Source organism: Photobacterium makurazakiensis (assembly GCF_050336715.1).
In the GTDB taxonomy this organism is placed as follows: domain Bacteria; phylum Pseudomonadota; class Gammaproteobacteria; order Enterobacterales; family Vibrionaceae; genus Photobacterium; species Photobacterium makurazakiensis.
Genome location: NZ_JAKJSJ010000100.1, coordinates 1 through 13,448, shown reverse-complemented (window position 1 = coordinate 13,448; position 13,448 = coordinate 1). Strand labels below are relative to the sequence as shown.

13 protein-coding genes are annotated in these 13,448 nt (G+C 40.5%); 4 read left to right on the top strand and 9 right to left on the bottom strand.

Annotated features, from left to right (window positions below; translation table 11 throughout):
* Positions 1 to 172: 172 nt before the first annotated feature.
* From purU to L4D09_RS27635, 4 genes are all read right to left on the bottom strand, one after another.
* A complete protein-coding gene (gene purU / locus L4D09_RS27650; RefSeq protein WP_428460756.1) occupies positions 173 to 1,033 on the bottom strand; it encodes a formyltetrahydrofolate deformylase in 861 nt (286 codons plus the stop codon).
* A gap of 488 nt (positions 1,034 to 1,521) precedes the next feature.
* Positions 1,522 to 5,190, bottom strand: coding sequence for a response regulator (locus L4D09_RS27645; RefSeq protein ID WP_428460755.1), 3,669 nt, complete (start codon positions 5,188 to 5,190; stop codon positions 1,522 to 1,524).
* Positions 5,187 to 6,503: an AAA-like domain-containing protein gene (locus L4D09_RS27640; protein ID WP_428460754.1), complete on the bottom strand. Its 1,317-nt coding sequence runs from the start codon at positions 6,501 to 6,503 to the stop codon at positions 5,187 to 5,189. Before L4D09_RS27640 ends, L4D09_RS27645 begins: the two co-directional genes overlap by 4 nt.
* 218 nt (positions 6,504 to 6,721) lie before the next feature.
* Positions 6,722 to 7,387, bottom strand: a complete 666-nt coding sequence (locus L4D09_RS27635) for a Crp/Fnr family transcriptional regulator (RefSeq protein ID WP_428460753.1) — start codon at positions 7,385 to 7,387, stop codon at positions 6,722 to 6,724.
* Positions 7,388 to 7,597: 210 nt separating this feature from the next.
* On the opposite strand from L4D09_RS27635, the gene add reads away from it, so the two are divergent.
* The gene (add, locus tag L4D09_RS27630) at positions 7,598 to 8,593 is read left to right on the top strand and encodes an adenosine deaminase (RefSeq protein WP_428460752.1); all 996 of its coding nucleotides are present in this window, start codon (positions 7,598 to 7,600) and stop codon (positions 8,591 to 8,593) included.
* Positions 8,594 to 8,617: 24 nt separating this feature from the next.
* Here the strand turns inward: add and L4D09_RS27625 are convergent, their stop codons facing one another.
* Both L4D09_RS27625 and L4D09_RS27620 read right to left on the bottom strand, forming a co-directional pair.
* On the bottom strand, positions 8,618 to 8,779 hold the full coding sequence (locus L4D09_RS27625) for a hypothetical protein (protein ID WP_428460751.1): 162 nt from the start codon (positions 8,777 to 8,779) through the stop codon (positions 8,618 to 8,620).
* Between the two features lie 59 nt (positions 8,780 to 8,838).
* Positions 8,839 to 9,585, bottom strand: coding sequence for a cysteine hydrolase family protein (locus L4D09_RS27620; protein ID WP_428460750.1), 747 nt, complete (start codon positions 9,583 to 9,585; stop codon positions 8,839 to 8,841).
* Between the two features lie 253 nt (positions 9,586 to 9,838).
* Between L4D09_RS27620 and L4D09_RS27615 the strand changes: the two genes are divergently transcribed.
* Complete coding sequence (locus L4D09_RS27615; RefSeq protein ID WP_428460749.1) at positions 9,839 to 10,315, top strand: DUF6789 family protein; 477 nt, start codon at positions 9,839 to 9,841, stop codon at positions 10,313 to 10,315.
* A gap of 99 nt (positions 10,316 to 10,414) precedes the next feature.
* On the top strand, positions 10,415 to 10,780 hold the full coding sequence (locus L4D09_RS27610; RefSeq protein ID WP_428460748.1) for a TraR/DksA family transcriptional regulator: 366 nt from the start codon (positions 10,415 to 10,417) through the stop codon (positions 10,778 to 10,780).
* Between the two features lie 84 nt (positions 10,781 to 10,864).
* On the opposite strand, the gene L4D09_RS27605 is transcribed toward L4D09_RS27610, so the two are convergent.
* Positions 10,865 to 11,638: a cysteine hydrolase family protein gene (locus L4D09_RS27605; protein WP_428460747.1), complete on the bottom strand. Its 774-nt coding sequence runs from the start codon at positions 11,636 to 11,638 to the stop codon at positions 10,865 to 10,867.
* Positions 11,639 to 11,927: 289 nt separating this feature from the next.
* Between L4D09_RS27605 and L4D09_RS27600 the strand changes: the two genes are divergently transcribed.
* Complete coding sequence (locus L4D09_RS27600) at positions 11,928 to 12,242, top strand: hypothetical protein (protein ID WP_428460746.1); 315 nt, start codon at positions 11,928 to 11,930, stop codon at positions 12,240 to 12,242.
* Positions 12,243 to 13,004: 762 nt separating this feature from the next.
* Here L4D09_RS27600 and L4D09_RS27595 read toward each other — a convergent pair.
* The gene (locus L4D09_RS27595) at positions 13,005 to 13,253 is read right to left on the bottom strand and encodes a hypothetical protein (protein WP_428460745.1); all 249 of its coding nucleotides are present in this window, start codon (positions 13,251 to 13,253) and stop codon (positions 13,005 to 13,007) included.
* A 3-nt stretch (positions 13,254 to 13,256) separates the two neighbouring features.
* Positions 13,257 to 13,448 (bottom strand): hypothetical protein (locus L4D09_RS27590; protein ID WP_428460744.1); only part of this gene is annotated, 192 nt, incomplete at its 5' end.

The following is a 13,448-nucleotide window of genomic DNA, read 5'->3' as shown; positions in this document are numbered from 1 at the left end:
AAATTATAACTCTTTAAAACACCCATAATTAATCGATAGATTTCATTTAAGCTTCTTTATTTTCATTGGTGTCAAATTACTTCGAAATGATTAAAATCCAAACCCTTTATATAGGGTTTGGATTTTAATGAGGAGTGACTCAATTATTAGAACTATCGCGTAAGTGGGAGGCTTACGAGCGCTCAAATACCACTGATTTATCGTTGAATAAGAACACTCGCTTCTCAACGTGATATTGAATGGCCCTTGCTAAGGTTAAAGATTCAACATCCATGCCTTTTCTCGCCAGATCAGCAGGATAATAAGTATGATTAACGGTCTCCATCCCTTGGGTAATAATTGGGCCTTCATCCAGATCATCACTGACATAATGTGCTGTCGCTCCAACCAGCTTGACCCCTTTGCTATAAGCTTGGTGGTAAGGCTTCGCACCTTTGAAGCCCGGTAACAACGAATGATGAATATTTATGGCTTTCCCTGCCCAACGGGTACACATTTCATTAGAGAGCACTTGCATATAACGTGCAAGTATTAGCAACTCACAACCCATTTGCTCTAGTACAGCTTGCACCTGGGCTTCTTGCTGTGGCTTAGTATCAGCTGTGATAGGAAAATGGTAATAAGGTATATCATGCCATTGAGCCAATGATTGCAAGTCAGGGTGATTAGAGATCACAGCTCGAATATCTACCGGGAGATTCCCCGTTCGGTAGCGGTATAGTAAATCATTCAGACAGTGATCATATTTAGACACCATGATCACCACTTTGGGGCGGTACTCTGATGGCGTCAGCTCCCACTCCATATCAAACTCTTCAGCTCGCTTGGTGAAAGACGAGCAAAACGCATCTTGATCAAGCTCTGTATTATTATCTAAACGGAAGACCGCGCGAATAAAGAAACGCTGGCTCAATGCATCATCAAACGAATTCAACTCTGTGATATAACAATCAAACTCACGCAGGAAACGAGTGACTACATCTACCGTTCCCGATCGCCCTGCGCAGCTTGCTGTCAAAATATATGTTTTCATATCCTTGTCCAATCTTGCTTGGCTACGTCACTTTGGTCTGTCCCACGCAGCACCATTAATTTTTAACGCTAGTTATTTATTTTAGCGTCGATATACCACACCGTACTCCTGACGTATCCGAAACAACGGCTCTTGCCGTCAAAAGATTCAGTTGCCACCATTCCGGCGGCTTCAGCGTTTACCAATACAACCTACTTTCGTCATTGTTTCAAGTTTTCTCTCTGATATTTGTTCCGTAACGGTTACAAACGCCAGATACAACAAAATACGCAATAAAGCGTTTATTTTCAATAAAATAAAACATGGACTTTTAGCACCAAAAATCAAACCACAGCGGCTTTATTTACTATTTAGAATATACGACCTTACCTCATCGAACTTCAGATCACCTATCAGCTTAGTTAATTCATCTTGCCATTCTTGAGAAAATGATGATTGAAGTGACCGTACGAGCTCAATCGCATCTGTATCACCTTTCCCCTAGAAAGCTACCTTCCCTGCTCTAGGCGTAGCTTAACTAAAAGAGGAGCAGGATACAGGGGAAGGAATTCACTCACACCAGAGGCAAGTGCTTTTTCCAAAAACTCTTCATCTTTAATATCCCCAGCTAAGATTACTCTAAGCTCTCGGTTGCTGTCAGCCATGCGAAATATGGCTTCATTATCACCAGATGGAAATGCAATCATCGCTTGTACTGGCGAGCCTAAACGCACATGTTTAGCCAATAACTCTTGTGCACGAAAAGGGGCTCCAGCAACCAGAACTTTATAATCAGCAGCTAGATACTTCACAATCGGTTTTAACAGCTCTACATTGCCTGAAAGAATCAATATCTTTCTTTTTTCTTCAACAACAGGCGCTTGCTCGCTAGCGGTATTGGTAGAATGTGGTTGATACTTCTCAATAATTTGCTGACATTGGATCGCCAGTAATTGCAGGAAATGACTAATTTCCATATCGGTGAATACGCCTTCAGTTTGGTATTTACGTTCAAGACTCGAAGCATTTTGAGCAATCATGCTCAAACCTAGATTTCCTGCACTTCCCTTAATACTGTGGCATTTTGAGGCAAACACATCGTGTTCGGAGCGCTGCAAGTTCAACGCGTGTTGGTAGCTGTTAGCAAATTTCAGTAGCAGTTTATAATACAGTTGATGGTTACCTCCGCAACGAGCCACTCCAGTTGTTACCTCAATTCCATCTAAAGGTTCAATTGATAACACTTCTTCCTTATCATCCCTCCTAGAAACTGCGTTGACTTTAGGATCAGGTAACTCATCTGGCAACCACTTACGTAAAACCGTTGAAAATACAGGGGGATCAATCGGCTTAGTTAAATGTTCATCCAGTCCCTGCTTGATAAAGCGTGCCTTATCTCCGACTAAAGCATGGGCGGTCATCGCGATAATAGGTAGCCCACTGAGGTGACCGAACCGGCTATCATCTTTGGCCATCTGCCGTATTCGCTGTACGGTACTAATACCATCGAGTACAGGCATTTCAATATCCATCAACACTAAGTCGAATGTCTGTGTTTCCAGCTGCTCAATAGCTTCAGCGCCATTTTCGGCAACAACAAAACGTAGGTTTTGCTGATCCAGAAGCTCTCCAACTATCTGTTGGTTTATTTCGTCATCATCTACCACTAACACCTTATAAGGAATAATAAACTTGGGAAGTACCCCTCTCGACACCGCTCGGCGGGACTTAGACAACATATTCACAAGGTGCCGAGTACTACATGGATAGGTAATTGCAGCCGATAGAGGAAGCAACATCGTATCAAGTCGTTTTTGATTAAACGTAAATAACAACGGATGGATCTCTAACGCGATATTTCCTTGAATCGCCGTCAGCAAAGGGGGAAGTTTGCCTGAATTGTGCTCTAGCTCCTCTGCATCAATCAGGATTTTATCAGCCCTCTTAAGCTCTTCTCTACAAGCTGACTCAAGCTGAATAACCGAAACGTAATGTCCAATAAGCTCTAATTGATGAAGCAGTTGCTTATTTTCAACACCTATCAATACTATATTAAAGAGCTCAGTAGCTTCTCTATAATCAGTCAAGTTATTCACATTAAACGTTGCCGTAAATGTGAAGTCCGAACCATAGTTTGGTTTACTCGCTACTTTGAGTTCCCCCCCCATCAACTCGATGAGTTCACAGCACAGCGATAGTCCTAAGCCCGGTTTAATAATAGAGTCTTCACTCTTGCAGACAACACCTTCAACCTCTTGCTCAGAAACACCACAGCCACTATCACGCAGCCCAAACAGAAGCCTTACGTAATCGTCTGTCTGATCAAGTTTGTCGACACGAATTTCAATAATACCGGAGTGAGTGTACCGGAAAGCATTGCTGGCAAGGTTGAGCAACACTTGCTGAAGCCGATTTCCATCTCCATAAAGCGGTGGAAGCAGTCCAGTCGTTTGCTTTAACTTAAACTCCAATCCTTTTCTGTGAAGGCTCGGTATAATGATGTCCAATAGATTATCCAGTACATCATCAACATAAAAGGTATCATTGGAAAGCAATAGCTCTCCTCGCTCTAGCTTATTGATATCTACGATGTCGTTGATTACCCCGAGCATGTAACTGGTCGCTCGATGGATTTTCTTCAAATACTCACGTCCAGAAACCGTTTCTTCTCTTTGTAGTGCCAAATGGCTAAGACCGAGCACTGAGTTAATGGGTGTTCTCACTTCCCTACTGACTCTCGCCAAAAAGTTCGACTTCGCTTCGTTGGCTTTTTCTGCATCCACTTTGGCTTGCTGCAATTCCTCGAGAGCGGCTTGAAGTTCACCCTCAGCAAGTTTTCGTTGGGTAATCTCTTCTTGTAATCGCTCATTCCAATTCTGAACTTKCTTCTGCTTCTTTTCCCTACTAGCAGCGATAAAGCGGTGGTCTTCTTCAGATAGATGTTTGTTTTCGGACCATGAAACAGCCCGTTCAAGTTCATCGCCAGACAATAACCATTCGTCATCACCACAGTTCTGCCAAGCCTTGATGTTTTGTGCATAAGGTCGCCTTGACTCTAACTGCAAAGATAACCATTCTTCGTTAAAAACACGCCGGTAAACCTTCGTCCTCGGACTCGCATAACCATTATGGACGGCGATCAGCCCGGTCAAGTACAGTCTGCGGTATTCCCCCACATCCTCAATGGCGAGCGATTCATTCGCAGAAGCCAGTATTCTCCCGTAGTTTGAAAGATTGTTAGTACTAAAGCACTCATCCAGTAGCATACGATCCCTGATAGTTCTTATATGCTCTGGGTTATCTTTGCTTTCCCAGTTTTGGATTATATGCTCTAGGATCAATTGGTTGATCCATGCCCCTTCATCCAGCACTGTCGGCGCTTCGGCAGAAAAGTATGTGACAAGCTGACAAATTTTTTGGGTTAAGAACGGTTGGCCACCACTCCAATGCAAAATGGCAGATAATAACTTGCTACTATCTTTACCAGACACCCGCAACCCTTGCTGAAAAGGACAAGCTTCCTCATCAGTAAACCCTTCCATTGATATGGCACGTCCAACATTAAACGGCGAACGCTTTTCGTCCGAAATCAAATCACCTGGCACCGCAACACCAAAAAAGGCAAAGGTCACCCTCGTTAAATCTTGGTTATCAGCCCGCAGATTGAAACAAGCGCGGATCACCGAAAAAAAATCGTCAGTAGCAAATGAAAGGCTCAGAACCGAGTCAACTTCATCGAAAAAGACAATGAGTTCATCATCAGGGTAATATGCAGGCAGTAGCTCTTGGATAAATTGAGAAAGCTTTTGCGCTGGAGGGATATCCCCCAAAGACTCCCACCATTGAAGCATCATCTTGCCTGCAGGTAGCTCAAATCCTCTCCAAAGTTCATGGATAATCCCCGCATACCATTGCTGTACACTGACATTAACGCTGCCGATCCGGCTTAGATCGATAAAGACACAGCGTTTTCCATATGCTTGTAATCTTCTTTTTATTTCAAATAGTAAAGAGGATTTACCCATTTGACGGGAATTGAACACATAACACAGCTCTTGTCTTATCAAGGCCTCGTACAGTTCTTTATCAGCCTGTCGAGCGATGTAGTAGGACGTTTCACCGGATATGCTGCCACCGACTTGAAACCGGTGCTTCGCCGATTGATGACTATCCATCATATATTGGCTATCACATAGTCTGTCAACAACCGCTGATCTGTTGTGACTTGTCCGTTCTGTACTGACACAATACCGAGACGCTCTAATTGATGACGCTCAATGAGCGATAAATCAGACAACTGCCCGAGAGTGATCTTTTGCATCCCTGCCACTGCGTCTGAGTTACTCTTTACGTCAGTTATCAGCTGCTGCAAAAACGGTTCATATAGCCCCCCCAACTCTGTCGAGCACTTCAATAGCGCTTTGAGCTCATTATAGGGGCTCTCAACCAACCCTTGACGGCTTGCCAAATCATACAGTGCGAGTTGTGTCAGATACGGGTGTCCGCCAACCGTCGTCAGTAGGAGTGATATTGGGCTTTTGACGTTTCCGTCATTTCGCCAATTAAAGCCATAAGCATGGGCTAGCCGTTCAAGTTGATCGCCGTTAAAGCAATCTAATTCGATCGGTAGTCCTATGTTAAACGGTGAAAGGTTTATATCTAATTTAACGTAAGCTTCTGTTGAATATATCAGCAACTGCCTGAGTTTTTGCATGCTTTCGTTATGTCTTGATTCCTCATTCCAGGAGCGCAAAAGAGGCAGAAAATCTTTCGCTACCTCTTCATGATCATACAGCACGTTAAGCTCATTAATTACCAGCAGTACGGGTACCTCTGATTGCTGAAGAGCAACATCTTGAAGATAATTACTGGCACTTAGCTTACTGCCAATTAAGTCATTCCATAACGCATCGATATCGCTATTTAAACTCTGCTGGCAATCGACTTGATAACAAATCCAGCGCAGTAACTTATCGAGGTCACTTAATATCAGTCTGTCTGCTTTAAGAAAGTCGATATTAACAACTTTAAACCCATTACTTTCGGCTTGGTCCATTACCCTAAGCATTAATGAGGATTTCCCCATTTTTCGGGGGCCTTTAATACGTACGACTGAACCAGGCTTAGATATTTCATTATAAGCCCGTGACTCCTCCAAGCTACGCTCAATGTAGAAGGGGGAACTGACCAGCATCGCCCCTCCGGGAAACTCTAGGCTTTTAGAAAAGCTCGCCTTGTCATCTTTAAGCCTCTGTTCTAACAGCGGCCTGAAGTTCCGTTTAGTCACGCTGGTTAAGAAAAGTTTGCTCAGTTCTTGCCATAGTTGTGAACCTGCCTTGCGGACATAATCATGGTCGTAACCACTTTCCTCTGAGATGATGTTGTATCCTTTGCCTTCCCACGATAACCGGAACACCTCAACTTTAATTAAACTGAGATTTTCTTCCGGTAATAGTGTCAACAATAAATCTTTTGCTTCTTGATGGTTCATGCACCCCATGCCCATTTATTCACCTTCACTGAAATCAAGCTAAGCCTCTGCTTTATATTGAAGTTTAGTCAATAACATCATTCTCGCCACCAGCTTGGAATCAAGCTATTGCTAGACAAATTAGTAAATACAGGAAGGGAGGCATGAACAACTATATGGCCGAACGTATTCGCACTTTGTACAAAGTATTGGGGTAAGTGATAGATTTGTTGGCTGTTTTATCGCTCGTATTTCTTTAAGTAGTCCGACAATAGCGCTAAGTTAACAGGGATAATTGTAGAGTTACCCTCTCCTTTCATAACCAGCCCCTCATTTATGAGTTCATGGATAATTCGGGTATAAGCTCTTTCTGTACAGCCGAACCTCTGTGCTTCCTGATACATATAGGCATGATTTATTGATCTTGCCTCTGACGTATAACGATCCACAATGTCTTTAATAATATTGAACTTCAGCGGATACAACGACCGTTCTATGGCGATATTCATTGACTGCTGATACATATTTGCCATTCTGTAATTCATCCAGAATGCGACTTTCCCATCTTGCAAGAGGATCTCAGCAAGCCTGTCTTTAGGAATAATGACCAAATCAATTGATGCTGTCGCTACCACGTCAAAAGAACAAGGGTTTCCTGAAAAGAACTCTATCTCCCCGAAAAAATTATCTTCCAAATAGTAGTCACCCAAACTGAGTGTTTTTCCATTTTTCGCAGTGTGAAGAATGACAAACTGAGCAACCGTAGACCAGTACACTTCTGCAACGTCTTGGTGCTGCCTGATTATGTAATCCCCCTTTTGCACCTTTATCGTCCGGAAACTCTCACTGTTGACCAGTTGACGAAATCTCTCTCGTCCTTCTCTCAAAATTTCAGCTTTATCCATATTATATTATCTGTATCAAACCAACCACGTTACGAAAAACCCAATAGCACCTGACAATTGTCGTGTCCACAAGCCAACATCATTTTATAAGCTAGTGTTATTAATTGAGGGAGCAAAAGCTCTCTACAAAAAATGCTTATACTCAAGTGAGTTAGTCACTCTTTGGAAGACACTGCGCTTCCCATATTATACATTGCTAGGACAACATTGATGAACTACTTCGACCTGCCCAAAATTGACCTACATTGCCACCTTGATGGTAGCGTCAGGCCTCAAACGGTTATTGATCTGGCTAAGCAGCAGAACATCACCATACCGAGTGATGATGTTGATGAAATCAAGGCATTGATGGTGGCACCCGAGACTTGCCCTAACCTGACAGAGTACCTCAGTCGCTTCGACCTTCCGGTATCTGTCATGCAAACGCAAGAAAGCCTAGAGCGCATTTCCTTTGAGCTATTTGAGGATGCAGCCAAAGAAAATGTAAAGTATTTGGAAGTCCGCTTCGGCCCTCAACTCCATGTACAAAATGGACTGACGTATGAACAGATCATAGGCAGCGTCGTAAAAGGTATGCAGAAAGCTGAGAAGCAATTTGATATCAAGGGAAACTATATTCTGTCCATGTTGAAGTTCCTGCCTTCGGATACTATTACCCACGTTATTGATGCTGGTTCAAAATACCTAAACCAAGGGGTAGTCGCTTTTGATCTAGCCGGCAGTGAGCTCGATGGGTTTTGCCATGACTATGTTACCTATACACAGTATGCAAAAGAAAAAGGTTTCAGGGTTACCATTCACGCCGGTGAGCAAGGCAATGGGCAAAATGTCTATGACGCCATTTCACTACTTGGCGCAGAGCGTATTGGCCATGGTGTCGCTATTAAAGATCATGAACAGGCTTACAACCTTGTGAAGCAAGATAATGTTGCTCTAGAAACCTGCCCAAGCAGCAATGTTCAGACTAAAGCAATTGGTGACTTCGCGCTTCACCCGATAAAAGCGTTCTATCAAGGTGGTATAGCGGTCACTATCAACACTGATAACCGCACCGTATCAAACACGACAATGACCAATGAAGTCCGCAAGGTTATGGAACAATTCGGACTAACAATTGAAGATTACTATCAAATTTATAAGGTTAGTGTCGAACAGTCCTTTGCTGCCAATACAGTAAAACAAGAATTATTGGATTACTTAAAATAGGCATAACGCGTTTATCCATCCCGATTACAGGCATAAGTAATCGGGATATTTGAATGTAGCGAAGCACTCTTGCTCGATGCCTTCTTCCATCAATGCTTTTGGTCTTTCACGGCTGGAGTCCACTCTTGTTCTAAATGACGTGAATTGCGAGCGATTTCGCTTGAGATCTATAATTTGCTTATACATAAAAACCTCCAAAAGGGATTCAAGCTAGACGTAAATCTAGCTTGACCTGCCCGTTCAAGTTAAAGCTCTTTATTGATCTGTACCAGTACTTCTTCTGTGGTTTTTACCGAGTTTGCAATCATTCGAACATTAGTCATTGCTGCTGCATAACCATCATAACCCGGTAACTGAGCTGCGGCCGTAGCATCGGAAACCACCTGAACTTCAAACCCCTGCTCCATAAATTCACGCATGTGTGATTCAGTACACAAATTAGCAGACATGCCCGCTAGGATAATTTTATCGATATTGCGTTTACGCAGCTGTAAGACCGTATCGTTAGAATCTGGGCCATACACTTTATGAGGTGTTGATACCGCCGTTTTACCATTGTTGATATATTTCTTGTACTGCGGCATCCAATCTACCCCAGACCCTTCTTTGAACCCGGCTTGGTCTAGGCGCTCATCGCTCTCAAACATATGAATGTGGTGCATTGCATGCTCAAGGGCACCACCGTGTTTAAATTCCAAATCTGTGGGTGCGTAAAAGTGTGGCGAGATAACCAATGGAATATTTTTCTCACCAGCGATTTTCATTAGTTTTTCAATATTATCCACCGTACCATTCTTAGTCACGCTCTTACCTACGAGGCCCCAAGCTACGCCTTTTGGCGAAAGGAAATCTATTTGTGGATCTGTAATGACAATCGCTGTGCGCCCTTCTTCATATACCATACCTGGATCAGGCATGTTGGCTTTTGCCATACCTGTAGATGTAATGATAGTTAAAGCAATAGCAGATAAGTTTTTAATTGAAATTTTCATAATTTATTCCTTAATTAGTAAGGTACTGGTTGTTAAGTTTTGTATTTGTTGTTGACGGGATAAATTATGGAATAAAACCAGAGAAAACGATGTGTAAATAAAATATACAAATGTGTGTTCTTAACAAAAACATGTGAAGAATGAAATATACACATTTAGTAAAAAATAGCACACATCTTTACTATATATATTGACAGATAATAGGGAAAGCAAAAAACAAATAATCTTCCGTACAGTAGAGTAAGGATGAATCATGTGTATCTATAGAAAAAAATCTCAACGAAGTTTTGGCATTGAAGCAGGTGTCTTCGCAACGTTCATATTGAGTATGATTATGGCTGTTAAAATAAACCTTAATATTCTTCCAGAGCTAAACCCCATTGAGATACTAAATAGTGTTATTCCTTTCAAAGAACAGTTTAAATTAAAACCAACAGCAGGATGGGCAATTCATATATTCCTAGGTGTTGTTATATGGGGTACAGCCTATGAAAAGTTAATATCTGTTTTTCCAGCCAAAAGTTATGTTATTAAAGCCATCATTTTCAGTATAGCCGCATGGTTACTCATGATGCTTATATTAATGCCTTTAGCTGGCCACAGTTTGTTTGGCTTAGGGTTAGGCGTTGGAGTTAAGGCTGGAGTAGTGACGTTATTTTTTCATATTATCTATGGTTTGTCTCTAGGGTTTAGTTACAAAAAATTAAGTAAAAAATTGGATAAGTCTTAACTTTAGTTAGCTAAACTTTAATTAAACAATCATAAAATAGCACTAACAATACAGGAACCAACGGTGAATTATGCACCCATTGGATAGTGAGAATTAATTATGAAACCTATCGCTCACCCTAATTCAGGTTTAACATCGGAACAACTCTCGCTTCTTGTCGAGTTACTTGAAGTAAAGAAAGCCAACCTAGATAAACAAAATGAGGAGTTGGCGTTGCTTATCACTCAAAAGCAGGACTGTTCAATCATTGATTTTGCTGACGCTGCAAGATTAAGTGATGAAAGCCAAAGAGCTTCAACACTTTATAAACAAAATCAAGAAGCCCTAAATTTAATTAAACAAGCATTAATACGCTCAAAAAATGGACAATACGGTGTTAGCCTTGTATCTGGTGAAGCTATTCCATTTGAGAGGCTTAGGTTAATCCCATGGGTAACATCTTGTGTCGGGGAGAGTGATAAATAAGGATAGATATAATTATAGATAAAACCAAAACCTCGAAATTAGGTGAGGTTATTTACCTCACCTCGAGGCTGTATCAATTGGCTATCATAGCTCCTTATTAATTTGTGCAAGTACTTCCTCTGTAGTTTTAACTGAGTTTGCAATCATACGAACATTTATCATAGCCGCAGCATAACCGTCCATATCAGGAAGCTGTGCTGCTGCAGTGGCATCTTTCACAACCAACACTTCAAACCCCTGCTCCATAAACTCACGTAAATGAGACTCTGTACATAAGTTTGCTGACATCCCTGCAAGAATAATTTTGTTTACACCACGTTTGCGTAACTGCAGTACAGTGTCATTTGTGTCAGGCCCATAGACTTTATGTGGATTGGCAACGGCTGTCTTGCCATCATTGATGTACTTTTTATATTGCGGCATGAAGTCCGCCCCACTCCCTTTTTTAAAGCCACCTTGGTCTAAGCGTTCATCACCTTCAAACATCTTGATTCCGTGCATAGCATGCTCTAAGGCGCCACCATGCTTAAATGTGAGGTCTTGCGGAGCGTAATAGTGCGGAGAAATCACAAGCGGGATACCTTTCTCACCAGCAATTTTCATTAATTTTTCGATGTTATCAACGGTACCATTTGCCGTTACACTCTTACCGACAAGAGCCCAAGCAACTCCGTCAGGGGAAAGAAAATCGATTTGGGGATCTGTAATAACAATCGCAGTTTCACCTTTAACAAGTTGTACTCCAGGATCAGGTAATCCGTCCCCTCCTTTCTTTGCATCACCAGCAGCTTGTATACTCGTTGCAGACATTAACAAAAAACATGATGCCATTGCCGTTAATAGTTTTTTATTTTTCATGCGGTTAACTCCGTACAATCAATTATGATTATTTACATTAATCGAATACACATAAAAGTATTATTTTTCATCAAGCTAATAATAGTTCAAACACTATTGAATATAGTAGGACTTTATCTACTTTATATGCGTACTAATTTATTACAAGAATAAAAAACACCACATAATTTCTCAAAAATCACACATTGATAAACGATGAATACACATATTAACGATTAGAAAAAGCATATATTAATCACATTAAAGAAAACATCAACATCCATATAAAACTGTTAATAGAGGTGATATTATGTCTAAGTCAATGATTACTATTATTTTAGCTTCATCAATGTTCTCTGCAGCCGCTTTTTCTGCCAACCCACTTACTCTAAAAGTCACACCTGATAATGGTGGTGCATGGGTACAAGTGGAAAAGAATGGAGTCCGTGAGGCTGGTGTTGATATCACAGTGAAAAATAACCATGAGGAACATTATCAAACGTCGAATTTTGGCCGGGTGTACATTCCTAGTCACTATAACTCTTCGCGTACTATGACTATCACAGCAACAGATGAAAGTGGAAATTTTGCATCTACAAAAAGATTTATCCCTGTCCATAAGTAATAAAATCCATGCGCGATCCGTAAGAAAATATAAAAATCACCTACATCCCCTCTCCGTAGAGGGGATTTTTTCATTGGTAAAATAAATCCATTGCACTGACGAAACCTAAAGGAATCGAATCCCGCATTCATACTAATCAGTTAATTTTATACTCATTGCGCGATTGATATAACATCAATGAATTAGTCTTTTACACTTTCACTATTAATCCTATCCAATATCAACTTCAACTTCAACTGTAGTAATGACAAGCAGAGTGATATTGAAATTAGCTACTTATCCCGAAAATACTCATCGATAGTATAAAAACATTTTGAGTTAAAAGTAGTAACTTTCAACGAATACAATTTACTGACAATTATTTATATCAACACCCTCACCTTAAAATACTGATAAATATCAATACTCAATCCCTACTTATTCAATTAGATGTCCCAATAGTAAACCTCTTATGAAGCCGATGTCATCATAGCCCAAATAGAAAACCTCCATTCAGAAGTATTCTGTTGCTAACATCATACAAGTCATCATATAAATTAAACTTTGAAAGAGTTTATATCTAGACCAATACAGTAACTATAACTCTTGTTGCGATTCAATCGTTAAATCAGAGTTAAATTGACGTTTATGGTCATAATACTGGAGACACAAAATTGCCACTTTAGCATATTAAAGTGGCAACTATAATTCAGCAGAATGGAATGACATACAAAGGTTGCATTTTAAACACAAAGCTAAAATAGTATACTCTATTTGACACCCTTAATATTCTTTACTCGCCATCACAACTAATTCTTCTAGCTCTACTTGTTTTGACTGCTCAAGAGACGAAATTACAGATTCATTAAATTTGTAGTTTTTATAATTTCCCGTTGTATTTTCATCGATTGAATTCTCATGTATTGCTAATTGTACCCAACCTTCATATGATAGATCGTTTCCAGAAATATCAGCTTTAACTTGTGTCACACATGAAAACAATAAAATGGAGATTAGCTTTAATTTATTCATATTTCACCTCGCATTCTTAAGGTAGTAATTAACAAAAAAGATAAATCTCTTAAATTTATCTTCTCTCCTCTCAAGAATAATCGCAACAAAAATAGCCATAAAAAAGATAACAAATATAATAATCACAGAAAATGGAACTAATTCATTTATAAAATAAATATGGTATTCCATAAGCCCTCCATTATAGTCCTGATA

Coding starts and splice junctions, on each gene's coding strand:
- L4D09_RS27615 (WP_428460749.1), top strand. CDS start 9,839: ATGTGTATCTATAGAAAAAAATCTCAACGAAGTTTTGGCATTGAAGCA.
- L4D09_RS27640 (WP_428460754.1), bottom strand. CDS start 6,503: ATGAACCATCAAGAAGCAAAAGATTTATTGTTGACACTATTACCGGAA.
- add (WP_428460752.1), top strand. CDS start 7,598: ATGAACTACTTCGACCTGCCCAAAATTGACCTACATTGCCACCTTGAT.
- L4D09_RS27610 (WP_428460748.1), top strand. CDS start 10,415: ATGAAACCTATCGCTCACCCTAATTCAGGTTTAACATCGGAACAACTC.
- L4D09_RS27635 (WP_428460753.1), bottom strand. CDS start 7,387: ATGGATAAAGCTGAAATTTTGAGAGAAGGACGAGAGAGATTTCGTCAA.
- L4D09_RS27595 (WP_428460745.1), bottom strand. CDS start 13,253: ATGAATAAATTAAAGCTAATCTCCATTTTATTGTTTTCATGTGTGACA.
- L4D09_RS27605 (WP_428460747.1), bottom strand. CDS start 11,638: ATGAAAAATAAAAAACTATTAACGGCAATGGCATCATGTTTTTTGTTA.
- L4D09_RS27625 (WP_428460751.1), bottom strand. CDS start 8,779: ATGTATAAGCAAATTATAGATCTCAAGCGAAATCGCTCGCAATTCACG.
- L4D09_RS27600 (WP_428460746.1), top strand. CDS start 11,928: ATGTCTAAGTCAATGATTACTATTATTTTAGCTTCATCAATGTTCTCT.
- purU (WP_428460756.1), bottom strand. CDS start 1,033: ATGAAAACATATATTTTGACAGCAAGCTGCGCAGGGCGATCGGGAACG.
- L4D09_RS27620 (WP_428460750.1), bottom strand. CDS start 9,585: ATGAAAATTTCAATTAAAAACTTATCTGCTATTGCTTTAACTATCATT.